Genomic DNA, 23296 nt, shown 5'->3' with positions numbered 1-23296 from the left:
TCAGGATAAGACGTTAACATTCTGGTTCAACACTAAACAATATCAGCTTGCTTTTGATCTATGTCGGTTATTAATAATACGAGGAATGAATAGAAGTGTATCCCACGCCTAAATTAATTAACAACTTATAGTTTATATCCGGGCACATAGCTGGATATGTCAGCAGCCTTCTTACTTAGATAGTAAGTACCTAAACAATTCAATCCCTCCTATATATTCCGACTGTCCATTCATGAGAAAAACATGAGTTCAAAATATTTCAGCACTTAATTGATAAAAAATCTGACATAAAACATCATCATATTTTTCGCCAAAAAGCCAAGGTATTAACCCCTAGCAAGTTATTGACCTGATATACACCAAGTAAGCTCTGCAAGGCGACGGCCAGTGATGAGGCGATAGCCCCACCTACAGGACCATAAAAAGGTATCAGTAAAACGCCTAAACCGACGCCTAGCAAAGCGCTAGCAACTACATTAAAACGCAATTGCCGTTCGTATCCCGTCATACTAAGTAGATAGCCAACAGATCCTGATGCGATATTAACGAACTGCCCCAGACCCAGAATCATAAGAACCCCGGCAGCCGCTTTAAACTCAGCACCAAACAGCCCCATCAACCACTCGGGAAAAAGCATCAGGAATAACACGGCGGGCACAGCCGCCATAAGCATTAGTCTTACCGACATCAGTGCAGTACGACGTAGCCCCTGCATATCGCCCTGTCGATACATAGCGGCAAATTTCGGGCCTGCGATCGCGTTTACTGCGACAAGTACAAAGCTAATTAGCATGGCTGTCCGTTGAGCTGTTGCGAAGAGTGTCACATCCGAAGGTGTCCCCCATACCCCAAGCAATAGCTGCGATGACCACTGCACGACCTGCCCAAACAACATAACCCCCCATAAAGGCAGGCAACTGGCCAGTAGCAGCCTAGAATCAAAGACAGGCCTTTCATCTGTTTTTGGTACGCTTCCGCGCCACCAAAACCAGCCGACACCCAAGGCGACAAAACAAGCTATTACATAAACCCAGGCTACAGAGGCAGCACTGTGCAGTGGGTATATCAGCATACATAGAAGTACTGTTGCCGGAACGACCACATTTAACGAAAACATTGCTTTAGCGACACGTTTCAGTCCCTGTAGTGATTGCGCCTGCAATGTGTAAAGCGTAAGCAGTGGTAGGGCAAAACTCATAATCCATAATACTTTAGCAAAGCCTTCAACATCGAAAAACCAACGGGCCAATAGTTGATTTGCCATTAACAATATACATAAGAGCAAAATCGAACAGGCAAGAGCCCACAACATCCCTTTACGATATACTCCGTGCACGCTTGCATAATTTTTCTGACAATTTTCCGCCGAAATATAACGGATCAGACTATTTTCCAGTCCAAAACGAGACAGTGTCGCCAATATAGTAACTAGCGTAAAACCTAGAAAAAAAGCCCTGCCTCATCAGCACCCAGAGTTCTGGCTACTACAAGACTCATTAAAAAAGATGCGCCTGCAGCAAGCACCTTCACGATTATCGCCGCAGCACTCCCCAAGAGGATTTCCCGGGTATGTGTATCACTTAATTTATCCTTCAAGGAAGAAAGAGCGGTAGTATTCATCTACCTTTTACTCAATTCTATCAGCACATCACGTAGATCTTCCTTCCAGCATGGGGGAACAATACCGCTTGCCTTCTCAAGCTTGCTGCAATCCATCACCGACCAGGCAGGACGCTTGGCCGGTGTCGGATAATCAGCCGTGGTAATCGCTGAAAGTTGCGGGCACTGCTGCACCTGGCCTAACGACTCAGCCTGCCGGAATATCTCTTCAGCGAACTCAAACCAGCTGCAGTACGGCGTACCACTGAAATGATAAACGCCCCTGGGCAACTCCTGCCTTATCCGGTACATTTCAGCCAGCTTCCAAAGCGCTGTTGCAATACTGACTGCAGAGGTAGGCCCACCCTGCTGATCGGCAACAACCGAGAGACTGTCTCGCTCGTTCCCCAGGCGCAGCATGGTTTTTACGAAATTATTGCCATGCGCTCCAAACACCCAACTGGTGCGCAGCACCAGGTAACGGCTGCACGCTGCCGCGAGCGCATTTTCCCCTGCCAATTTGCTGGCACCGTATACACCGGTGGGGCCGGTAGGATCTGTTTCGCTATAAGGCGTATCAGCATCGCCGGCAAACACGTAGTCCGTAGATATATGTAAGACCGGTATTTCCAACCCTTTAGCAGCGGTCGCAAGATTGGCAACGCCGTCCTGGTTCACCGCCCAGGCACGTTCGGCGTCAGATTCAGCCTTATCCACAGCGGTATACGCAGCCGCATTGATGATGAGCCCAGGTTGAATCCAGGCAACGGCGGACTGAACCTGGCCCAGGTCGGTGATATCGAGGGCGGCGGAATCAAGTCCAAGCACTTCAAACTCAGCTGGTGCAAGACGCGATAGCTCGTAGCCAACCTGACCACCCGCACCTGTAATCAACACTCGCATTCCGGCGCTCCTTCAGGTGAAATCGTTCAGACTGGGATAATGGCTGTCTTTTTCAGACAGCTGCACGTCCTGCAGCGGCCAGTCGATGTTTAGCACAGGACAGTTCCACGCGACGCCGCCTTCGTCACTGGGGTCATAGTAATCCGTGCACTTGTAAACGAAGTCCACTACGTCACTCAGCACGACGAAACCATGGGCATAGCCGGGCGGGACCCAAAGTTGGCGATGGTTATCTTCGCTCAGCTCAACGCCCACGTACTTCCCGAAGGTGGGTGAGTCCGGATTGATATCGGCGGCCACGTCGTAAACAGCCCCTCGCGTTACGCCGACCAGCTTGCCCTGCGGCTTGGTTTTCTGAAAGTGCAGACCACGCAGCACCCCCTTACGGGAGCGGGAGTGATTGTCCTGCACAAATTCGAGTGCAATGCCCGCCTGTTCTTCGTAGCGCTGGGCACTGAAGGTCTCCTTGAAAAAGCCTCGATGATCACCAAAAACCTTGGGTTCGATGATTTTCACGCCGGCCAGTTCAGTATCGATCACTTTCATACTGTCTTTTCCTCCTGTGCCAGTTTCAGCAGGTACTGACCGTAGCCGGTTTTAGCCAACTGATGCCCCTGCGCTTGCATCTGCTCCCGGGAAAGCCAGCCATTGCGATAAGCAATCTCTTCAAGACAGGCGATTTTCAGGCCCTGGCGGTGCTCAACAGTTTGCACGAACATCGCAGCTTCCAGCAGACTTGTATGGGTACCGGTATCCAGCCAGGCAAAACCACGGCCGAGCAGCTCAACGTTGAGATTGCCCCTATCCAGATAAGCCTGGTTTACAGTGGTAATTTCCAGTTCACCACGCTCTGAGGGCTTAACCTGCTTGGCGATTTCCACCACGTCGTTATCGTAGAAATAAAGCCCCGTTACGGCGTAGTTGGATTTAGGCTTGGCGGGTTTTTCCTCGATGGAAAGCGCCTTGCCATCAGCATCAAAGTCCACAACGCCGAAACGCTCAGGATCATTGACGAGATAGCCGAAAACAGTCGCACCGGATGGTCTACTAGCAGCGGCCTGTAACTGGCGGCTGAAGCTCTGGCCGTAGAAGATGTTGTCGCCAAGCACCAGACAGACACTATCGTCGCCGATAAACTCTTCGCCAATGATAAATGCCTGCGCCAGACCCTCGGGCGAAGGCTGTTCCGCATAACTTAGCTCAATGCCATAGTCGGAACCGTCACCCAGAAGTTTCTCGAAGTTGGGGAGGTCTTCTGGGGTGGAGATCACCAGAATTTCGCGTATACCGGCCAGCATCAACACCGACAGCGGGTAAAAGATCATCGGCTTGTCATAGATGGGCAACAACTGTTTGGAAACGCCCTTGGTAATCGGATATAACCGTGTGCCGGAACCACCCGCCAGAATAATGCCTTTCATCCCTTCTCCCCCAATCGACCCAACTGATATTCGCCACTCAACACACGCTGCCACCATTCCGGGTTGTCCAAGTACCACTGAACGGTTTTGCGAATACCGGTCTCAAACGACTCTTGCGGAACCCAGCCCAGTTCGCGCTGAATTTTGCTCGCATCGATGGCATAACGCACATCATGGCCGGGACGATCTTTCACAAACGTAATGAGGTCACGGTAATGACCAACGGGCTTCTCCGGAACCCAACTTGCGTGTTCATAATCTCCTGGCGGTACCATCTCCTGTAACAGGTCACAGATCGTTTCCACCACTTCGAGATTACGTTTCTCGTTATGGCCGCCAATGTTATACGTTTCCCCCACTTCACCCTCGGTCGCCACTTTTACTAGTGCACGGGCATGATCCTCAACATAGAGCCAGTCGCGGATCTGGTTACCATCGCCATATACCGGCAACGCCTTACCGGACAAGGCATTCAGGATCATGTGCGGAATCAGCTTCTCCGGGAAGTGATAAGGCCCGTAGTTATTGGAACAGTTGGTTACCAGCGTGGGCAGCCCATAGGTACGCTGCCAGGCGCGAACCAGGTGATCGGAGCTGGCCTTGGAGGCTGAATAGGGTGAGCTGGGCTCGTAAGACGTTGTTTCGGTGAACAGGTCATCGGTTCCTTCCAGATCGCCATACACCTCGTCTGTGGAGATATGATGGAACCGGAACGCTGACTTCTCACCCTCAGGCAAGCCTGACCAATATCGACGTGCCGCCTCTAGCAGCGTGTAGGTGCCAACCACATTAGTTTCGATAAACGCCGCCGGGCCATCAATAGAACGGTCGACATGGCTTTCAGCGGCGAGATGCATGACATGAGTAGGCTTAAACTCAGAAAACACACGGTCTAATGCTAGCGCATCACAAACATCTACCTGATAAAAAAGGTGACGCCCCCCCATAACTTTTTGAAGAGATTCCATATTTCCGGCGTAGGTGAGTTTATCGATGGTTGCGACCTTGGCAGTTGTATTCTCGATAATATAACGCACGACCGCCGATCCAATAAAGCCAGCACCGCCTGTGACTATAATATTCAAAAAAAAAGGCCCCTTTGTTTAAATTTAATATCAAGCGCAGCCAAATCACTAGATAAAATTAGAAATTAAGATAAAATAGCGATTTATTCTTTTCTAAAAACTTTCGAAATGGATATATATTTTCAATAATATGTAAAAAACATTTACCGTACACCAAAAAACACAAGATCTAAATTAAGAAAATTTTATTATGAGAAGATCGATTAAAAATTAAAAATCTCATATGAGAACACATTAACTTTATAAAATCTATTTGAATCTTTATCAAAAAAAATTCCCGAAGAATAGGCCACAGGCGCGAACTTCAACCAACCCCGAACTCAACGACACTACTACTGCTGAACTAGCACGTTAAAAAACCACACAATAAATAGAATTAGCATTACCTATAGCTATGCTTACCTTACAAAATATAATTTCGGTAATTCAATTTTACAAAAATATAGACCGAGCAAAAAACTTATTCCATATCGTGTAAATCATTTCAAACCTATCATAACTTACGGGATTTTAGTTTCTCCGAACAATACGCAACAACGATAAACAAAAAATCATTAAAATAGCGTTTAACTAAGCGACGAGGGTCAGAAACCATTCGATGAAGCCATTCTAACTTAGCTTTCTGCATCCACTTTGGCGCTCGTTTAATTGTACCTGTTGCAAAAGATATAGAGGCACCTATACAAAAACCAACCCCCGTACGTTCATTAGGTTCTATATAGCTTGCAAGTATTTCTTGCCTAGGAGCACCAACCGCGTAAAGCACAATTTCAGAGTGATGATCTCGTATAAAATTAAGACATTCATCGACTTCGCTAACACGTTCTATAAAACCCATTGGCGGGTTATGATGATACAAAAATATGCCTGGATAGAGTAATCTCAATCTTTCAACTTCCAGCTCACTCCCACCAATTAAAACAAGACGTAACCTATCCCGGTTCGCCCACGATAAAAGGTCGAGCGTCAAATCACTACCGGGTATAACCTCTTGTATGATAACTCCTAACGATCGTAATAGCGGTGATAAAACCCGGCTGTCGCATATACGGATACTTGCCTTACAGTATGCATCACGAAATTCATGATTTTTATTAAGCTGTACAAGATGATCTACATTTGGAGTCACTACAAAGGAATATGGCGCATAAATTCTTTTTTCTATATCCGATAATAAGCTTGACTTATCCGCCGTAAAAAAATCGACTCCGAATGCTACTGAATTTTCATTAGACATCCATAAGTACTCCTTTGAAAGCCCCTTTAATACCCATCCATACTAACTTTGGCTTATTATATTCATGTAAGGTGGTTATAAGTGACAAAAAGCAAGCGGAGGTAAAGGCAAACAAAATCCCATAAAAACGCTTATTAAACCGAACCGCAGCTCTATTCCTATAATAATAGTAAAACTCTGAACGACCTCCGTAGCTAAGAGATCCATGATGATATACCAAGCTTTCTCGAACTACTTTAATACTTATAGATTTCTTCTTTGCCCTATACTGCCAATCTACTTCTTCAGAATACATAAAGTATTCCTCATCCATTAAACCCACTTTATCTATTACAGCAACGGGAAAAGCTAAGCTACATCCCATAAGATAGTCGGGAGATTCTTGGCACTTGTTAACAAAATCAACTGGCTTACCTTTAGCTAACAACTTTGCTTTACCAAGGATTGGATAAAGTCTCCCTCCACCATAACATTCTATTTTTTGATCCTTATCGCCAACGATAACAGAGCCGATAAATTTTAAATCGCCTTTTTTAAGTTCTTTTAAAATTGGAAAAAATGCATCATCAACCACATACGCATCATTATTTACTATCCAAAAATTATCAACACTTAAATTCTTCAAACTCCATTTTATACCAAAGTTATTACCACCAGCATACCCACTATTACTCGCATTTATTAATACAGTTACTTTTTTATTATTTTTATGACTTTTCCATTCACACAGCCTTTCAACTGAACCGTCTCGGGAGTCATTATCGACGACAACAATAAAATCGATACTCGTACAATATTTAAGAAGGCTTTCAACACAAACAATAGTTTCATTTGGAGACTTGTAATTGAGTACAATCGCAACATTCATAATCTTGTCATTTCTCGTAATCGCTATAATTCTAACTTGTTTGATTTTGATAACGCTGAGACTGCACAAAGAGCCCCCATAACAAAGAAAACAAAAGGAAGCACGGTAAAAATGGAAAGTACACTCATCGAAACAAATGAACAAAAAATTGCTATTGACATTGACATTGACATATTTCGAATTATTTCATGGTTCGCTTTATTTTTAAATAAAGTAAATCCAGAATAAATCGAGCTAATAAAAACCATCATATAAAATAAAACTGCTGGGATACCTGAATCTAAGGCAACTGATAAAAACAAATTATCAATAGCCTCGTTCCAGATTATAAACGTATCAGGGTAATTTTCTCCAACTGTGACAATTACCTTGGTTGCCATACCAATGCCATGCCCTAGTAGAGGCTGCTCAGAAACACCTACAAATCCATTATATAGTTGTGCAAACCTAGTCATTGTGCTTGATATTTCAGCACCACTTCCTAATAACGCCATATCGTAAATTTTGTATAAAGCCACAAAAAAAACGAAAGGAGCTAAACCTAATACAAGTATAAATCGCTCATTTGCATAAAATATGGAACGTCCAAACCATAAAAACCTAATAACGAAATAAAGCACCAATCCTAACAGCAGAGCAACGTAGAAGGTTCTAACCATAGCCATACTGGCCGCAATGAAGAAAAAAAACCCAATGAGCATAACAAAAGGAATAAAATTCTTTTTACCCTTAAAAAATACTCCAGATAATAACAAAGGTATTACTACCAAATAATACTGCACAAGTGCCAAGGGGTGTTCAAAACCTCCTTGAACCCTTAAAACACCGTCTCTATATTTATTTTCAGCCGCTACAATCCCGATATTGGTATTTAAATCAGCGAAGCTAGAAAAAAAATTGTATCCGATCATTTTCTCTACAAACACATAAACAGAAGCAATTAATGCACCGTATATAGAAAATTTAATACACTTATAAACCCTATCTAATGAGTTCAGAGAAAACGCTGCCAAACAAAAAACAAAAAAGTTCATTAAAACTTCATTAACCAATAAAAGTAAAGAATAAATTCCCGGGTTATAAAAAAGAGAAAGCAGCCTTAATAAAAAATACAAAATGAAAAATAAAAAGACGAACCTATTTGATTTCACCACAAACCAAGAATATTTCCTATACTGAGAATTTACAGTAAAACAAAAAACAAAAAACAAAAAACAAAAAGCGACAATTGCCCTCTGAAAACTTATCCCCACATTACTGCTCAGCCGAATATCGATATAGTTAGGAATTAATGCAAAAGTGAATAGAAAGGAACACGAAAAAAATAAAAAGACACTCCCGTATTTAAAACAAAATTTATACATATCAATTCGCTTTATTATTCGAATCATCGATCTCTGTTTTAAAGGATCTTTTTTTAATACTTCCCCTTCTCATCAACATCCCTATAAAGGCCTTAAAACTTTTATAAAGACCGATTTCACGAACACCAACGCCAAAAGAAAACCCTTTATACACGGGAGGTTTTAACATCATAAACCTCATAGCCCATAAACGAGGTAATATGGTACTGCGTCGATAAAATTGAAACGGCTGAATTTTATTAAGTTTTTTAATATTGTATTTTTCGGTAATAATAACTCCTTCAGACTCAGCTTTAGAAAACAATTCTTCTCCTGTTCCGGTTCTCACTAATATTAATGAATAACCATCTTTCTCATCAAACGAAGGGTAGCCATTTTCATCTCCCTCCCAACCGTCTGCGCACACAATATCGGCGAATTCTCCGATGCCGTCAGGGCATATTTTGCAACGAGTTTGAAGATACCGATTAAGAACGCTTCCCCAAGACTCGTTATATGTCATCGAACGGGATTCACCGCTACGTAATATAGCTTTTGTTAACCCCGGCCAACCGTCACCACGGTATCTAAAACTGGCTACGTCACCCTTATCTATAGCCAGCCGTTCTAATACTTTCTCTGTCCCTTTAATACTTGGAGTCCCGGCGCACATGAACGAAACCAAATAAGGAATTTTAATCTTCAAATCACTATCACAAGCCTGTAGCTGCCTTATTGCGGCCACATCACATGGTTTCCCAATAAACAAATACTTTTTTTCATTAGACTGAGAAATTATCTTAAGTGCTTCAGCAGGAGATGCCGGCGCATACCGAGATCCAGCAGACTCCACTATGTTTTCTTCTGTGCAATTTACCACCGCTACATTTATTAAGGGATCCTCTGTCGATGCTTTAATCTGGATAACTCCATCGACCAATTTTTGATCCAAGCAATACTTAGCCAAGCCAGATATAACGCCCCCCGAAGACCCTTTCCTTCGAATATTTTCGTCTACAGCATAGCCTCTTAAGACTTTCTTTATCTGCCCCCATATTGCATCATAGTCATGAGATTTGTATGGCCGGATGTCTAAATTAAGCCCTGGACAAGACTTCGAAAAGTACGTTGTATTTTGACTAGAAGCGATGATGGTTTGATCTTTGAAGGTGCTCGATATTTGTGGCCTATTAAATCCGTCTCCATCGATACGCATCTTAACCGCGTTGTCCGCAGCTAAAAAACTACACAAGCCACAACCACTGCAAAGGTCGTTATTTAGAACCTGATTTATTTCTGCTCTCATTACAGAACTATCTCTTTAACCAGTTTAATCCTACCAACACACCCAATTTAAACTTCAGCTTTCATTTTCCCATATATTTTCATTATGACGACGGCATAGAAAATCGTAATAAACGTCATACCAAATGCTGAAACCCAAGGCGCAGCGACTATCCCTTTATCAGGGATATAAATCCAATAGAGTACTATTGTTATAACTCCTGACAGTATAATCCCACTTGTGCGTATAAATCCTGTTCCCAGCGCAACTAACTGCACTCCTATACCCGCAGCAGCAAAGCGTATAGCTGTAAAAACGCCAAAGGCCAACCACAGACTGTTTAGCAGTTTATAATCTGGGCCAAGAAACCAATTTGTAATTATGGGTCCTAAAATAAAAAAAGCGAAACCAAAAAACACTCCTACCACTATATACTCTAAAAATATTCGTAGCCCATATCCCTTTAAACGAGCACTCTTATCATATCCAAGCTTAGCACACCTCGGTATATGAATACTTGCCAATAAAACACTAAACGGAACTGCCCCTTGTAGTAACCTAGCTCCTGCAAAATATATACCTGCCATTTCTCGTCCAGCGAGGTGGTTTATAAGAATAACATCCAACTGAGAAAATATATTAGTTGCACCACTATCGACAGCAAAACTTAAAGATGACCTAAACCGATGCATAACTGTACTAAGATTAAAGAAAAATATTTTATCTTTAGAAAACCGACGTACCAATGAAATTACGGCCAATATTGCGTATAATAAACGAGACAAAATAAAAGCGAAGGCGATTAATATTAAATCATCACTTAAAAACACTACTACCAATAAAATTATAAAATGCAAAAATGCAGCGATTACTACAACCTCTGCTTCGCTTTTATATTCTCTAAGCCCCCGAAAAGCAACTAAAGCTAAGTCGCCGTATGAACCTGCCAACGTACCAAAAAAAAATAATGCGGCGACGACTCTTTCAATATCACTGAGTCCTGATACAAGTAAAATGAGCGGAATAAAAATGCACGTGGTGATTGAAACCAATATGGTTTTTCCAGCCAAACTGGAAGACATAACGTTAACAGCTCTTTCATTATTAGCACCTATATCACGAATGGCCTGCATATTAAATCCGTAGTCTGTAACTAACGCTGCAATAGCAGACCAAGTAACGACGACTGAAATAAAACCAAACTTATTAGGCCCTAATACTCGAGCTAATATTAGAAGGGTACCTAAAGCGACACTTATTCTTGCAGCAGTGACCACCCCCATTAACAAATAATCACGCATTATTTGCCACCAGACGAACGCTCATTGACTAGTGAGGAAACAAAAGCTTCTAGATTAGCGCTATAGACCGCCAACTTTTCCGAAATAATTGCACGACTAGTAACAACGTCATTTTTGAGTTGTTCATAATCTGCCAAGCACATCATAACTTCCTGCAAAGCACTTTCTGTACTTTCGGTCTTTAGGTTAACAACCCTACCGTAATCCAATGATTCATAAAGTCCAGAAAACTTTCGGCTATAAGCTAAAGGAACCACCGGAACACCAGCTGAAAAAGCACCTATTGTGGCATGCATCCGTGCGCCAATTAAAAAATCAAGACCGGCCATATATCTTTTTGCCTCAACAGGCCCCCTAAACCTTGGGGCCAGCACTAGCTGCGAATACCGTTCTTTTAACACTTCGGCCAGTGAGTAATCGTCCTCTTCTATAAAACCTTTTGGAATAACATGTGGAATCAGGTGCACCTCATAACCCCGGTCCAGTAACTCTTCTACCAGATGAAAAGTTAACTTTTTATAATCCGTTTTCAAGCCAAACTGGTTCTTATTATTTCTATACCCGCCGTGAAATAGTAATGCCGATATGGAAAGACCAATTTTTTTACTGCTATTTCTTTTAAAATCGTGACTCACCCCATAAGGCAAATAAAAAGCTACATCAACAGCCTCACACCTAGATAAAACGTTAAGTTTCTCTAACAGCTTTGTTGATTGATGATCTCGAGAAAATACTTCTTTACACCGCTTCATTATAAACGCTGCAATATACCGACCCCAAACTGTATCAAAAGGTCCGATCGTTTGTGGCGATAGTAACAAGGGTACTCCAGCGCTAAGCACCATAAATTTAGACACCAACAACTTAATCAGTCGCTTTTTACCATAAATATCCGAAAAGCTATCACCTTCACCGATATCAAACACCGCATCACAAGATTTAATAGCCTTATAGATCTTGTAAGGGTTTTTTAAAAATTCTTTTTCACTAAACTCTATAAATTCATATTTTAATGACTCTCCCACCGGAGGATAATTACAATCCCCCGAAGAACCTATCAGAACAAACTCCGCTTCAACCCCTTGTTTTTTAGCAGCTTCTTCTATCAACATCATATTAGATAAACTTAAAGCACCAACACCAAGGTTACCGGAAGAAAAGGAGTGCCAAAGTAAACCAAATTTCATTTACAACCTCAGCAAATCGGGAGTTACAAAGCCGTAACCCCGGTAATCTATTAAAAATTTAAAGAATAAAGGAATGGCTACCAACAATAGAATTTGAGTATTCGGTATTTATTTTAATAACTATTGTTTAAAACACTTACGAATCACTGCCAAACAAATCGCGTGTGTAAACCTTCTCAGCAGCGTCACTCAAGTTATCCGATCGACGATTCGCAATGATCACATCACTTATCTGTTTGAACTCCTCAAGATCTTTAATAACGCGCGAATGGAAAAATTCCTCTTCCTCCAGCACTGGCTCGTAGACAACCACCTCTATCCCTTTTGCCTTGATGCGTTTCATTACCCCCTGAATAGCCGACGCGCGGAAGTTGTCGGAGCCTGACTTCATCACCAGGCGGTAAATACCGACAACCTTGGGGTCCTTGGCAATAATGCTGTTGGCGATAAAGTCTTTGCGGGTGGTATTGGCATCGACGATAGCGCGGATCAGGTTGCTGGGCACCTCGGAGTAATTAGCCAGCAGCTGCTTGGTATCTTTTGGCAGACAGTAGCCACCGTAGCCGAAGCTGGGATTGTTGTAGTGGCTGCCGATACGGGGGTCCAGGCCAACACCTTCGATAATCTGGCGGGTGTCGAGGCCATGGGTTTCAGCGTATGTGTCGAGTTCGTTGAAGTAGGCCACGCGCATGGCCAGGTAGGTGTTGGCAAATAGCTTGATCGCTTCCGCTTCGGTGCTGTCGGTAAACAGGGTGGGCACATCCTGTTTGATGGCACCCTCCTGCAGCAGTCCGGCAAACGCCTTGCCGCGCTCGGACTGCTCGCCCACCACTATTCGGGACGGATGCAGATTGTCATACAGTGCCTTGCCTTCGCGCAGGAACTCCGGCGAGAACAGCAGGTTTTCGGTACCAAACTGCTCACAGGTGCTTTTGGTATAGCCCACTGGTACTGTCGACTTGATGACCATGACCGCGTCCGGGTTGATGGCCATAACATCCGCGATCACCGACTCGATGCTTTTGGTATTGAAGTAGTTTGTCTCGGGATCGTAATCCGTGGGCGTTGCGATAACGACGAAGTCAGCGTTTTTGAAGGCTGTTTCTTTATCGGTCGTTGCAACCAGGTTGAGGTCTGCGTTTCGCAGCATCTCCTCAATCTCGGCATCTTCGATCGGTGAACGCTTCGCGTTGATGAGGTCCACTTTCTCCTGGAGGATATCCAGGGCAACCACTTCGTTATGCTGTGCCAGCAGCACAGCGATGGAAAGACCCACATAGCCAGTACCTGCAACCGCGATTTTCACTCAACCCTTCTCCTGTATCCAAACCGGTACGTAACAACCGTTATTATGATGCGCTTTTGTCATTGCACTTTATAGGACGCGGTAACCGAAGCGCAGTATCCGCCAAAGAGTCCATAGGCTGAGGACGAAGCTTTTTGCCTTACATCTGCCGGCCAACACTCCGAGGCCAGTTTCGCGAAACCGGACCCGGCTTTCTGCCACGCTACCGCCCGGAGGTTGTCTGCCGGGCGCTCCTCGAACCCATAAAAACCAACGCTGGCCCAGCGACGTTTTAAACGCCCCTATTCCATTTCCAGAAACGATTACCATTTGCATATCAAGCGATTGCGTAAAGGTGCAACGTTCTGTGGGCCGATCGCGGGATTCTACATGACTTTAGCCGCACTCCCCATACGCCTATAATGTTTGTTTGAGTTTGATTGAGAAGAGTTTGTTCAATGGCGAGCTATAACTGGTATGTCGTGCAGGCCAAGCCGGGCCAGACGGCTCGCGCTCAGCAGGAGCTGGAGAATCAGGGCTTCGACCTGTTTGTGCCCTGGATCAGCGTCGAGAAAGTAAAACGTGGCAAGCGGGTAACGGAGGAGGAGCCGCTGTTCCCCGGGTATCTATTTATCTGGTTGTCAGAGATGGAGAGCAACTGGCGACCGATCCGTTCCACCCGCGGGGTTGCCCGCATCATCACCTTCGGCAACAAACCGGCCATCGTCCCTGCTCAGGTCGTCGAGGCACTGCGAAGCAAACTGCGTTGCGATAAAGAGCCGGAGCACCGGCTGGAAAAAGAGCAGAAGATCGAGATTACCGAAGGGCCTTTCCGGGGGCTCGAGGCGGTGTTCATGCAATACGATGGCGAGCAACGCGCATTCGTTCTGCTGGAGCTGCTGGGTAAGTGGCAGCGGTTATCCGTGGATCTCGGGGTCATTCGGGGTTAACACCCACCAGAGCACCGCCCCGGCCCTATTGCAGCTAGCAGGATATGTTTCCAGACCAGGCGGTGGTTGCGGCGAGGGGCTGCTCCCGGGGGAGCATCACCCCGGGAAACTCCGGTTTCATTAGACTCCTTCGAGCTAAGTCGTTATAAATACGCGTTGCGTTCCCGGAACGGAGATTTCTGGAATGCACGAAAATGCTTTGCCATAACGGCGACATATATTGGCTCAACTGACAGGAGTTTACCCCTGCCATGAACCTGATCTGGGTACCACTGCTGCCCCTTTTAGGCACCCTGGTGCCGCTGTTTTCCGAGCGCTATGGACGTACTGCATGCGCCTGGATGACAGCTATCCTGCCCGCTGCGGCACTGTTCATCGTTCTGAATCACGCCTCCGATGTACTCTCCGGGCAGACGCACTTTGCCAGTCTGCCCTGGATTCCGTCGCTTGGGCTTGAGCTGTCGTTCCGGCTTGACGGACTTGGACTGCTGTTCTCCCTGCTGATTCTCGGCATCGGCCTGCTGATCATTCTATACGCACGCTATTATCTGTCCGCGAAAGATTCGATGGGGCGGTTTTACAGCTACCTGATCCTGTTCATGACGGCGATGCTGGGCATCGTGCTGTCAAACAATCTACTGCAGCTGTGGATGTTCTGGGAGCTGACCAGTATCAGTTCGTTCCTGCTGATCAGCTTCTGGTCGGACAAACGCGAGGCACGTCGTGGTGCCCGAATGGCGCTGACCATTACCGGTGCCGGCGGCCTTTGCCTGCTGGCCGGCGTGCTGCTAATCGGGAACCTGGTCGGCAGTTTCGACCTCACCGTGGTGCTGGATCACGCGGTACAGATCCGTAATTCCAGCCTCTACCCGGTGATCCTGGTGCTTATGCTGCTGGGCGCTTTCACCAAGTCGGCCCAGTTCCCGTTCCATTTCTGGCTGCCCCACGCCATGGCGGCCCCCACGCCGGTCAGTGCTTACCTGCACTCCGCCACCATGGTGAAAGCCGGTATCTTCCTGATGGCCCGTTTTTACCCGGTGCTCTCGGGTACCGATATGTGGTTCCTGATCGTCAGTCTGACCGGGCTTGCCACGCTGCTGCTTGGCGCCTATTTCGCCCTGTTCAAGCATGACCTCAAGGGACTGCTCGCCTATTCGACCATCAGTCACCTGGGCCTGATCACACTGTTGCTCGGCATGGACACCAAGCTGGCCACTGTGGCCGCGATCTTCCACATCATAAACCACGCCACTTTCAAAGCATCGCTGTTCATGGCCGCCGGGATCATCGATCACGAATCGGGCTCCCGCGATATGCGCAAGCTCAACGGCCTCTGGAAGTACATGCCTTACACCGCAACCCTGGCGATGGTTGCTGCCTCCGCCATGGCCGGTGTCCCTCTGCTTAACGGCTTTCTGTCGAAGGAGATGTTCTTCTCCGAGACGCTGCATCAAAGCACTCTGGGCTCGCTCTCCTGGCTAATACCAGTGCTGGCGACCTGTGGCGGCGTGTTCTCCGTGGCCTATTCGCTGCGTTTTATCCACGATGTATTTTTCAACGGCGAACCGATCGACCTGCCCCGCACCCCCCATGAGCCACCGCGCTATATGAAGCTGCCGGTAGAGATCCTAGTGGCGCTCTGCCTTCTGGTAGGGGTAATTCCGGGTTACGTGATCGGCAGCCTGCTGCAAAGTGCGTCCGCCGCCGTGCTTCAGGGGCTGGTTCCCGAGTACAGCCTGGCGATCTGGCACGGCTTCAACCTGCCCCTGACCATGAGTATTCTGGCCTTCCTTGGCGGCCTGGTGATCTACTACAACCGCAAGGTGCTGTTCCAGTTCCATGCCCAGTTCCCGGAAGCCGATGCCAAGGAGGTGTTCGAAAAGGCGATGCAGTCATTCGTTGCCGGCTGTCGCTCGGTTCATGGCTGGCTTGAAAACGGCTCGCTACAACGCTACCTGCTGCTGATGCTGATCTTTACCGCCGCACTTATCGCGCGGCCGATGATGCAGCTCAACAACACCGTCGGGATCAATAAAGCCATCCCCGCCGATGGCGTCGTCATAACCGGCGCGGTACTGCTGGTGCTGGGCTCTTTCGCCACGGTTATCTGGCATCGCAAGCGCATGATCGCGCTGCTGACGCTCTCTATCGTCGGTCTGATTGTGTCCATGGCCTTTGCTCGCTTCTCGGCGCCGGACCTGGCGCTGACCCAGCTCTCCGTCGAGGTGGTCACGGTGATACTGCTGATGCTGGCGCTGTTCTTCCTGCCTCAGAAGACGCCGAAGGAATCAAGCCCCCACCAGGTGATGCGCGACCTGGGGGTCTCGGCCCTGATCGGCGGCGTGGTCGGTACCCTCTGCTACGCACTGATGACGCGGCCGCATTCGACGATCTCCGACTTCTTTATCGCCAACAGCAAGACCGGCGGTGGCGGTACCAACGTGGTCAACGTCATTCTGGTGGACTTCCGTGGCTTCGATACGCTGGGCGAAATCACCGTGCTTGGCATCGCCGCACTGGGGATTTTCAAACTGATCAACCGTATGCGGCTCTATATGCCGTCCGGTGATGAGCGCGGCCGTCCCTGGTCCTCCGACCGCTATCCGGTGATCCTCGCCGTGGTTTCCCAGCTGCTGCTGCCGCTTGCACTGCTCGTGTCTGTCTACATCTTCCTGCGTGGCCACAATATGCCGGGGGGCGGCTTTATCGCCGGCCTGATCACCTCGGTGGCGATCATCCAGCAGTACGTGGCCAACGGGGTTGAGTTCATCAAGCAACGCCTGAAGCTCAACTATCAGTGGCTGATCGCCTCCGGCCTGCTGATTGCGACCCTGACCGGTATGGGCAGCTGGCTGGCGGGACGTCCGTTCCTGACCTCCTGGTTCGATCACTTCCATCTGCCGCTGATCGGCGAGTTCGAGCTGGCCAGTGCGATGCTGTTTGACCTCGGTGTCTACCTGACAGTCATCGGTGCCACGCTGCTGATCCTGGCAAACCTCGGCAAACTGACCACCACCGAACGCCCTGTGCATAAAGAGGAGTCCTGAGATGGAGATGGTTTACGCTCTGTGCGTCGGTGTCCTGACCACCTGCGGTATCTTTCTGACGCTGCGGGGCCGTACTTTCCCGGTTGTTATCGGCCTGACCCTGCTCTCTTACGCCGTTAACCTGTTTCTGTTCGCCAGCGGCAGGCTCGGCGGTAAAGATGCCGCTGTACTGCAAGACAGCGCCACCCTGTACGCTGATCCACTGCCCCAGGCACTGGTACTGACTGCCATCGTGATCGGCTTTGCGATGACCGCGTTCACGGTCATCCTGGCCATGCGTGCCCGCGCCGACCTCGGCAACGACCATGTGGACGGCCGCCTGCCGGTCGCTAACGAAGAATCGCCAAAGAAGGAGAAAAACTGAATGGAGCACCTGGCGATTCTTCCGATCATCATCCCGCTGCTGAGCGGGATCCTGATGCTGCTGCCACCGGTCTGCCGGGATAACGCCCGGCAGCGCATGCTGTCGTTGGCGGCACTGGGACTGATGCTACTGGTGGCGCTGCGACTGCTGGTTCAGGCCGGCAGCGGCGAGATTCAGCTGTATGTGCTCGGTGACTGGCAGCCGCCGTTTGGCATCGTGCTGGTCGCCGACCGACTGTCGACACTGATGCTGCTGCTGACCGCCGTGCTTGGCTTTGGCGCCATGCTCTATGCCTGTGGCGGCGACGACAAACGCGGCATGTACTTCCATCCGCTGTTCATGTTCCAGATGATGGGCATTAACGGCGCTTTTCTGACCGGGGATATTTTCAACCTTTTCGTGTTCTTCGAAGTGCTGCTGATTTCATCCTATGCACTGTTGATCCATGCCGGCGGCAAACAGAAAACCCGCGCCAGTGTGCACTACGTGGTGCTTAACCTGGTGGGCTCGTCGATCTTCCTGTTCGCACTGGGGATCCTCTACGGCACCCTAGGTACGCTCAATATCGCGGACATGTCACGCACGGTCGCAACTCTGGGGCCCGAGGAGCAGGCGATCGCCACCACCGGCGCTCTGATGCTGCTGGTGGTGTTTGGCCTCAAATCCGCCATGCTGCCACTGCAGTTCTGGCTGCCACGCACCTACTCCAGCGCCAGCGCTCCGGTGGCTGCCCTGTTCGCGGTGCTGACCAAGGTGGGCATCTACAGCATTCTGCGCGTCTTCACCGTGGTCTTCGGTGAAGATGCCGGCGGGCTGGCTCAGATCGCCCAGCCCTGGCTCTGGCCTATCGCGATCCTGACTCTGATCGTCGCCAGCCTCGGTGTGCTGGCTGCATCGAGTATGCGGCAGTTGATCGCCCAGCTGGTTATTCTCTCCATCGGCACACTGCTGGCAGGCGTTGCCATGTCCCGCGTGGAGGCCACCAGCGCCCTGCTCTATTACCTGGTGCACTCGACGCTGGTCTGTGGCGGCCTGTTCCTGCTGGCGGATCTTATCCATCAGCAACGCGGCAAAGCCGAAGACCGATTTGTTATCGCGCGCCGCATGTGTCAGCCGGTACCCCTGGGGATAGCGTTTTTTATCGGCGCTCTGGCCATCGCCGGCCTGCCGCCCTTCTCCGGTTTTGTCGGCAAGGCGCTGGTACTGAAAGCCGCCGAGCTCAATGCCGAAGCGGCCTGGGTCTATCCGACGCTGCTTATCGGCGGTCTGGCGGCGCTGATCGCACTGTCACGCGCAGGCACGACCCTGTTCTGGAATGTCAGCCGCGAACAGGATGTCTGTGAGCCCCCGGCACGCATCAAGCTGGTGGCGGTTTACCTGCTGCTGGCCAGCTCGCCACTTCTGGTGATCTTCGGCGGCCCCATGACCGAGTTTACCGACCAGGCAGCCCTGCAGCTGCATGGCATGAGCTCTGATCTGGGCCCTCTCCTGCCGTTCATACCGGGAGGTGATTCATGAGACTTCAAGCCCGCAACCGCTGGGTGCCGATGCCGGCCCAGAGCCTGATTCTGTTCCTGGTGTGGCTGCTGCTGAACAACTCGGTCGCCCCCGGCCAGATCCTGCTGGGCGCGTTTCTGGCACTCGTCATTCCGCTGCTGGTAGCACCGATGCAGGCGCGACAGCCGCGAGTGCTGAAGCACGGACTGGCGCTGCGTTATACCCTGATGGTGATCTACGACATCGTGGTGGCCAACTTTGAGGTGGCGATGCGCGTGATCGGTCCGAACAGCGCACTTGAGCCCGCCTTCGTCGCGATCCCGCTGGATATTGAAGGCGCGCTGCCGATCACGCTGCTGGCGAGCACTATCTCACTGACCCCGGGTACCGTCAGCGCGGAGGTCAGCGAGAACCGACGCTGGCTCTATATTCACGTGCTTCACCTGGATGACGAGACCGCGCTGATCGAACAGATTAAAACGCGCTACGAGGCCCCGCTGAAGGAGATTTTCGGATGCTGAGCACGACCATCACGATCGTCAGTGTGATGATCTGCATCGCCCTGGTGATGAACCTGATCCGCCTGCTGACCGGTCCCGACCTGTCGGACCGTATCCTTGCGCTGGATACCCTCTACATCAACAGTATCGGGCTGATCCTGCTGTTCGGCCTGAGCAAGGGTTCGGCACTCTATTTCGAGGCCGCCCTGCTGATCGCCATGCTCGGTTTCGTCAGCACCGCGGCGCTCTGCAAATACCTGCTGCGCGGCGATATTATCGAATAAGGGGATCTGTCATGAGTCAAGCTGTTGAACTGGTCGTCTGCGCATTTCTGCTGATGGGCGGCCTATTTGTACTACTGGGATCCTTCGGCCTGCTGAAGCTGCCCGACTTCTACACCCGTCTGCATGCGCCCACCAAGGCGACGACGCTGGGGCTGGCAGGACTGCTGATCGGCTCGATGATCTATTTCTTCGCCGCCGAGCAGCGGCTGATGGTTCACGAGTTGTTGATCACGCTGTTTTTGCTGATCACCGCACCGGTCAGTGCCCACATGCTGGCAAAAACCGCATTGCACCATCGCGTAAAGATGCTGAAACGCTCCCACGGCAAGTCGCTGACCGCATCGGCCCGCGAGCGGCAAGTGCCCTCTTTTAGCGACGATAGCCACTAAATTGTTCAAAATGGGTGCCCAAGTGGCACCCGACATTTCATCGACTCGCCGCATACCCGCCCTCTTTTTGCACATTTGAGCTGCCTCACGACCCACCACAGGGCACGAATTACGAGCTGTGCGGGCGGTCATCGCTTTGTGTTATCGTTAAGCTTAAATGAGCCACAAAGGACTGCAGTACAATGCTGAGCAAAGTCGTAATTCCCGTCGCCGGTCTTGGCACTCGCGTACTTCCCGCCAGTAAAGCTATCCCGAAAGAGATGCTCACCGTCGTCGACAAGCCGGTGATCCAGCACGTGGTCGAAGAAGCGATCGCCGCTGGCTTCCGTGAGATCATCCTGGTCACCCGCAGCGGCAAGCAGGCGATCGAGGATCACTTCGATCACCACTACGAGCTTGAGCACGAACTGACCCGCAAGGGTAAGCACGACCTGCGCGCCGCCGTTAACGACACTCTCCCCGACAATGTGGAAATCGTCTCCGTACGTCAGCCCCAGGCACTGGGTCTGGGGCATGCAGTCCTTTGCGCCTCTCACGTGGTGGGGGACGATGACTTTGCGGTGATTCTGCCGGATATGGTGATCGATAACCCGGACGGCAAGCGCGACCTCACCGCCATGGCCAAGCGCTACGCCGAGACAGGCAAGGGCCAGATCATGGTGGAGTCGGTACCTGAAGACCAGGTACAGCGTTACGGTATCGTCGATTGCGGTGGCGTTAACGTGGAAGCCGGCAGCGCCGCCGAAATCAAGGGCATGGTGGAAAAACCGGACGTGGCGGACGCACCTTCCAATATGGCAATCGTCGGTCGTTACATTCTGCCGGCACGGGTCATGGAGCTGTTGAAAACCACTCAGCCCGGCGCCGGTGGCGAGATCCAGTTGACCGACGCCCTGCTGGAGCTGACCGGAGAATCCCCGCTGGAAGCCTACAACATGCGCGGCAAAATCTACGACTGTGGCAACAAGGCGGGGCTGCTGCAGGCCAACGTCGCCCTGGGTCTGCGCCACCCGGAAACCGCGGACGCATTGAAAGCGTTTATTCAGGGACTGGATGTCTGATTGCCCACAGGCAAGATCCCTATCCGGGGAAAAGGAGAAACCGTGAACCCAGATAAATGCTGGAGTGACCTGCGCGAATCCGCGCAGGCGCTGAAGAAACGTCACCTGAGCGAACTGATGGCTGATGACAGCCGCTTTGATACCTTCTCGTTCAGTCATGACGGCATGCTGCTGGACCTGAGCCGCCAGCGCATGCTGCCGGAAACCCTGGATCAGCTGGTCGCCCTGGCCGAGGCCAGCGGCCTGAAACAGAAGATCGACGACCTGATCGGCGGAAGCCATGTAAACACCACCGAAGACCGCGCGGCGCTGCACACGGCCCTGCGCACCCCAGCCGGCAAGCCGCTGGTGGTCGATGGCAAGGACGTGGTCGCCGGCGTTCAGGCAACGCTGGATAAAATGGACAATCTGGTCAGCACGCTGCACTCGGGCCAGTGGCGGGGCTTCAACGGTGAAGCGATCGACACCGTGGTCAATATCGGTGTCGGCGGCTCCGACCTGGGGCCACTGATGACCTGCCACGCACTGTCGGAGTTCCAGCCGGACAATGCCCGCGGCATCGACCTGCACTTTGTCTCCTCCATGGATGGCAGCCAGCTGTCGGGATTGCTCAGCCGTCTAAACCCGGCTACCACGCTGTTTGTGCTCTCGTCCAAATCCTTCACCACCATCGATACCCTGGCCAACGCGGCGACCGCACGCCAGTGGCTGCAGGACGCCAGTGGTCTGGAGGTTGAAACCATCCTCAGGCACCACTTTATCGGCATCACGGCGCAGCCGCAGAAAGCCAGTGAGTGGGGCATTCCCACCCAGAACCAGTTGCTGTTCTGGGACTGGACCGGCGGGCGCTATTCCATGTGGTCTGCCATTGGCCTGCCGATCGCCATCGCTACCGGCATGGACGGCTTCCGCCAACTGCTGGCCGGCGCGCACAGTATCGACACCCATTTCCAGCAGGCGCCGTTCAAGGAGAACCTGCCGGTGCTGCTGGCGCTGGCCGGCATCTGGAACATCAACCTGCTTGATATCCATGCCCACGCCATCCTGCCCTATGACGGTCGTCTGGCGCACCTGCCGGCCTACCTCGAGCAGCTCGAGATGGAGAGTAACGGCAAGAGCGTCAGGCTCGATGGTACGGACTCCGACCATCGTACCTGCCCGGTGCTCTGGGGCGAGATCGGCCCGAATGCCCAGCATGCCTTCTACCAGCTGCTGCACCAGGGCACCGAATCGGTGATGTGCGATTTCATTGTCCCGGCCAAGCGCTATACCGAACAAAGCAGGACACTGCAGGAGCAGCATCGCCTGGCACTGGCCAACTGCCTGGCCCAGGCGCGGGTATTGGCCCTGGGCGATAAAGCCCTGGATGCCGATACCGCCGCTTCGGCACCGCCCTGGAAACGTTATCGCGGCAACCAGCCCAGTACGGTCATCCTGCTCGACGAGCTGACACCCTATGCCCTGGGCCAGCTGATCGCCACCTACGAACACAAGGTCTATACCCAGGCTGTGATCTGGCAGATCAACCCGTTTGACCAGTGGGGCGTGGAGCTTGGCAAGAAGATGGCCACCGCCATGCTGGACGAGCTGGACGAACCGGGCCGCAGCGGCAAGCTGGACAGCGCCACGCAGGGGCTGCTCGACCGTATCAACGCGCAGCGCCACTCAGCGTGAGCCGGCTTTAAGGACT

Annotated in this window: 22 protein-coding genes; 9 read left to right on the top strand and 13 right to left on the bottom strand. The window is 50.2% G+C overall.

Annotation, left to right across the window (positions count from 1 at the left end):
- Positions 1-298: 298 nt before the first annotated feature.
- The 13 genes from ACQUQP_RS05460 to ACQUQP_RS05400 form a co-directional block, all read right to left on the bottom strand.
- Entirely contained in the window at positions 299-1420 is a 1122-nt protein-coding gene (locus tag ACQUQP_RS05460) for a polysaccharide biosynthesis C-terminal domain-containing protein (protein ID WP_432697795.1), read from the bottom strand.
- Between the two features lie 20 nt (positions 1421-1440).
- The gene (locus tag ACQUQP_RS05455) at positions 1441-1620 is read right to left on the bottom strand and encodes a hypothetical protein (protein ID WP_432697794.1); all 180 of its coding nucleotides are present in this window, start codon (positions 1618-1620) and stop codon (positions 1441-1443) included.
- Positions 1621-2502: a dTDP-4-dehydrorhamnose reductase gene (gene rfbD, locus ACQUQP_RS05450; protein ID WP_432697793.1), complete on the bottom strand. Its 882-nt coding sequence runs from the start codon at positions 2500-2502 to the stop codon at positions 1621-1623. It abuts the gene before it with no gap.
- A gap of 12 nt (positions 2503-2514) precedes the next feature.
- Positions 2515-3048: a dTDP-4-dehydrorhamnose 3,5-epimerase gene (gene rfbC / locus ACQUQP_RS05445; RefSeq protein WP_432697792.1), complete on the bottom strand. Its 534-nt coding sequence runs from the start codon at positions 3046-3048 to the stop codon at positions 2515-2517.
- Positions 3045-3923 carry a glucose-1-phosphate thymidylyltransferase RfbA gene (gene rfbA / locus ACQUQP_RS05440; protein ID WP_432697791.1) on the bottom strand — a complete coding sequence of 293 codons (879 nt, stop codon included), beginning with the start codon at positions 3921-3923 and terminating at the stop codon, positions 3045-3047. The genes rfbC and rfbA overlap by 4 nt, the downstream gene beginning before the upstream one ends.
- The gene (rfbB, locus tag ACQUQP_RS05435; RefSeq protein WP_432697790.1) at positions 3920-5008 is read right to left on the bottom strand and encodes a dTDP-glucose 4,6-dehydratase; all 1089 of its coding nucleotides are present in this window, start codon (positions 5006-5008) and stop codon (positions 3920-3922) included. The genes rfbA and rfbB overlap by 4 nt, the downstream gene beginning before the upstream one ends.
- 493 nt (positions 5009-5501) lie before the next feature.
- A complete protein-coding gene (locus ACQUQP_RS05430) occupies positions 5502-6245 on the bottom strand; it encodes a WecB/TagA/CpsF family glycosyltransferase (protein WP_432697789.1) in 744 nt (247 codons plus the stop codon).
- Positions 6238-7113, bottom strand: coding sequence for a glycosyltransferase family 2 protein (locus tag ACQUQP_RS05425; RefSeq protein ID WP_432697788.1), 876 nt, complete (start codon positions 7111-7113; stop codon positions 6238-6240). Before ACQUQP_RS05425 ends, ACQUQP_RS05430 begins: the two co-directional genes overlap by 8 nt.
- A gap of 23 nt (positions 7114-7136) precedes the next feature.
- The gene (locus ACQUQP_RS05420; protein WP_432697787.1) at positions 7137-8147 is read right to left on the bottom strand and encodes an O-antigen ligase family protein; all 1011 of its coding nucleotides are present in this window, start codon (positions 8145-8147) and stop codon (positions 7137-7139) included.
- 331 nt (positions 8148-8478) lie between these two features.
- The gene (locus ACQUQP_RS05415; protein WP_432697786.1) at positions 8479-9762 is read right to left on the bottom strand and encodes a Coenzyme F420 hydrogenase/dehydrogenase, beta subunit C-terminal domain; all 1284 of its coding nucleotides are present in this window, start codon (positions 9760-9762) and stop codon (positions 8479-8481) included.
- A 47-nt stretch (positions 9763-9809) separates the two neighbouring features.
- Positions 9810-11042, bottom strand: coding sequence for an oligosaccharide flippase family protein (locus ACQUQP_RS05410; protein ID WP_432697785.1), 1233 nt, complete (start codon positions 11040-11042; stop codon positions 9810-9812).
- Complete coding sequence (locus ACQUQP_RS05405; RefSeq protein ID WP_432697784.1) at positions 11042-12229, bottom strand: polysaccharide pyruvyl transferase family protein; 1188 nt, start codon at positions 12227-12229, stop codon at positions 11042-11044. The genes ACQUQP_RS05410 and ACQUQP_RS05405 overlap by 1 nt, the downstream gene beginning before the upstream one ends.
- Positions 12230-12365: 136 nt before the next feature.
- Positions 12366-13535, bottom strand: coding sequence for a nucleotide sugar dehydrogenase (locus ACQUQP_RS05400; RefSeq protein ID WP_432697783.1), 1170 nt, complete (start codon positions 13533-13535; stop codon positions 12366-12368).
- A gap of 437 nt (positions 13536-13972) precedes the next feature.
- On the opposite strand from ACQUQP_RS05400, the gene rfaH reads away from it, so the two are divergent.
- The 9 genes from rfaH to pgi all read left to right on the top strand — a co-directional run bounded on the left by rfaH (position 13973) and on the right by pgi (position 23280).
- Complete coding sequence (gene rfaH, locus ACQUQP_RS05395; RefSeq protein WP_432697782.1) at positions 13973-14464, top strand: transcription/translation regulatory transformer protein RfaH; 492 nt, start codon at positions 13973-13975, stop codon at positions 14462-14464.
- A gap of 251 nt (positions 14465-14715) precedes the next feature.
- Positions 14716-17511: a monovalent cation/H+ antiporter subunit A gene (locus ACQUQP_RS05390; RefSeq protein ID WP_432697781.1), complete on the top strand. Its 2796-nt coding sequence runs from the start codon at positions 14716-14718 to the stop codon at positions 17509-17511.
- 1 nt (position 17512) lies between these two features.
- Positions 17513-17875: a Na+/H+ antiporter subunit C gene (locus tag ACQUQP_RS05385; RefSeq protein WP_432697780.1), complete on the top strand. Its 363-nt coding sequence runs from the start codon at positions 17513-17515 to the stop codon at positions 17873-17875.
- Positions 17876-19393, top strand: coding sequence for a monovalent cation/H+ antiporter subunit D (locus tag ACQUQP_RS05380; protein ID WP_432697779.1), 1518 nt, complete (start codon positions 17876-17878; stop codon positions 19391-19393).
- Entirely contained in the window at positions 19390-19893 is a 504-nt protein-coding gene (locus tag ACQUQP_RS05375; RefSeq protein ID WP_432697778.1) for a Na+/H+ antiporter subunit E, read from the top strand. Before ACQUQP_RS05380 ends, ACQUQP_RS05375 begins: the two co-directional genes overlap by 4 nt.
- Positions 19887-20156, top strand: coding sequence for a K+/H+ antiporter subunit F (locus ACQUQP_RS05370; protein WP_432697777.1), 270 nt, complete (start codon positions 19887-19889; stop codon positions 20154-20156). The genes ACQUQP_RS05375 and ACQUQP_RS05370 overlap by 7 nt, the downstream gene beginning before the upstream one ends.
- A gap of 11 nt (positions 20157-20167) precedes the next feature.
- Positions 20168-20545, top strand: a complete 378-nt coding sequence (locus tag ACQUQP_RS05365) for a Na+/H+ antiporter subunit G (protein WP_432697776.1) — start codon at positions 20168-20170, stop codon at positions 20543-20545.
- A gap of 182 nt (positions 20546-20727) precedes the next feature.
- Positions 20728-21606 carry a UTP--glucose-1-phosphate uridylyltransferase GalU gene (gene galU, locus ACQUQP_RS05360; protein ID WP_432697775.1) on the top strand — a complete coding sequence of 293 codons (879 nt, stop codon included), beginning with the start codon at positions 20728-20730 and terminating at the stop codon, positions 21604-21606.
- A gap of 42 nt (positions 21607-21648) precedes the next feature.
- Positions 21649-23280, top strand: coding sequence for a glucose-6-phosphate isomerase (pgi, locus tag ACQUQP_RS05355; protein WP_432697774.1), 1632 nt, complete (start codon positions 21649-21651; stop codon positions 23278-23280).
- Positions 23281-23296 lie beyond the last annotated feature (16 nt).

The sequence above is a fragment of the Marinobacterium sp. YM272 genome (assembly GCF_050908845.1).
In the GTDB taxonomy this organism is placed as follows: domain Bacteria; phylum Pseudomonadota; class Gammaproteobacteria; order Pseudomonadales; family Balneatricaceae; genus Marinobacterium_D.
The sequence above is the reverse complement of the archived record's forward strand: the minus strand, read 5'-3'. Positions and strand labels throughout refer to the sequence as shown.

Excerpts from the sequence above, each read along its gene's own strand:
- ACQUQP_RS05405 (WP_432697784.1), bottom strand. The coding sequence starts at position 12,229 with ATGAAATTTGGTTTACTTTGGCACTCCTTTTCTTCCGGTAACCTTGGT.
- ACQUQP_RS05430 (WP_432697789.1), bottom strand. The coding sequence starts at position 6,245 with ATGTCTAATGAAAATTCAGTAGCATTCGGAGTCGATTTTTTTACGGCG.
- ACQUQP_RS05385 (WP_432697780.1), top strand. The coding sequence starts at position 17,513 with ATGGAGATGGTTTACGCTCTGTGCGTCGGTGTCCTGACCACCTGCGGT.
- ACQUQP_RS05370 (WP_432697777.1), top strand. The coding sequence starts at position 19,887 with ATGCTGAGCACGACCATCACGATCGTCAGTGTGATGATCTGCATCGCC.
- ACQUQP_RS05410 (WP_432697785.1), bottom strand. The coding sequence starts at position 11,042 with ATGCGTGATTATTTGTTAATGGGGGTGGTCACTGCTGCAAGAATAAGT.
- rfbA (WP_432697791.1), bottom strand. The coding sequence starts at position 3,923 with ATGAAAGGCATTATTCTGGCGGGTGGTTCCGGCACACGGTTATATCCG.
- ACQUQP_RS05420 (WP_432697787.1), bottom strand. The coding sequence starts at position 8,147 with ATGAACTTTTTTGTTTTTTGTTTGGCAGCGTTTTCTCTGAACTCATTA.
- rfbD (WP_432697793.1), bottom strand. The coding sequence starts at position 2,502 with ATGCGAGTGTTGATTACAGGTGCGGGTGGTCAGGTTGGCTACGAGCTA.
- ACQUQP_RS05365 (WP_432697776.1), top strand. The coding sequence starts at position 20,168 with ATGAGTCAAGCTGTTGAACTGGTCGTCTGCGCATTTCTGCTGATGGGC.
- rfbC (WP_432697792.1), bottom strand. The coding sequence starts at position 3,048 with ATGAAAGTGATCGATACTGAACTGGCCGGCGTGAAAATCATCGAACCC.
- ACQUQP_RS05375 (WP_432697778.1), top strand. The coding sequence starts at position 19,390 with ATGAGACTTCAAGCCCGCAACCGCTGGGTGCCGATGCCGGCCCAGAGC.
- rfaH (WP_432697782.1), top strand. The coding sequence starts at position 13,973 with ATGGCGAGCTATAACTGGTATGTCGTGCAGGCCAAGCCGGGCCAGACG.
- ACQUQP_RS05380 (WP_432697779.1), top strand. The coding sequence starts at position 17,876 with ATGGAGCACCTGGCGATTCTTCCGATCATCATCCCGCTGCTGAGCGGG.
- ACQUQP_RS05455 (WP_432697794.1), bottom strand. The coding sequence starts at position 1,620 with ATGAATACTACCGCTCTTTCTTCCTTGAAGGATAAATTAAGTGATACA.
- ACQUQP_RS05390 (WP_432697781.1), top strand. The coding sequence starts at position 14,716 with ATGAACCTGATCTGGGTACCACTGCTGCCCCTTTTAGGCACCCTGGTG.
- ACQUQP_RS05415 (WP_432697786.1), bottom strand. The coding sequence starts at position 9,762 with ATGAGAGCAGAAATAAATCAGGTTCTAAATAACGACCTTTGCAGTGGT.
- ACQUQP_RS05425 (WP_432697788.1), bottom strand. The coding sequence starts at position 7,113 with ATGAATGTTGCGATTGTACTCAATTACAAGTCTCCAAATGAAACTATT.
- galU (WP_432697775.1), top strand. The coding sequence starts at position 20,728 with ATGCTGAGCAAAGTCGTAATTCCCGTCGCCGGTCTTGGCACTCGCGTA.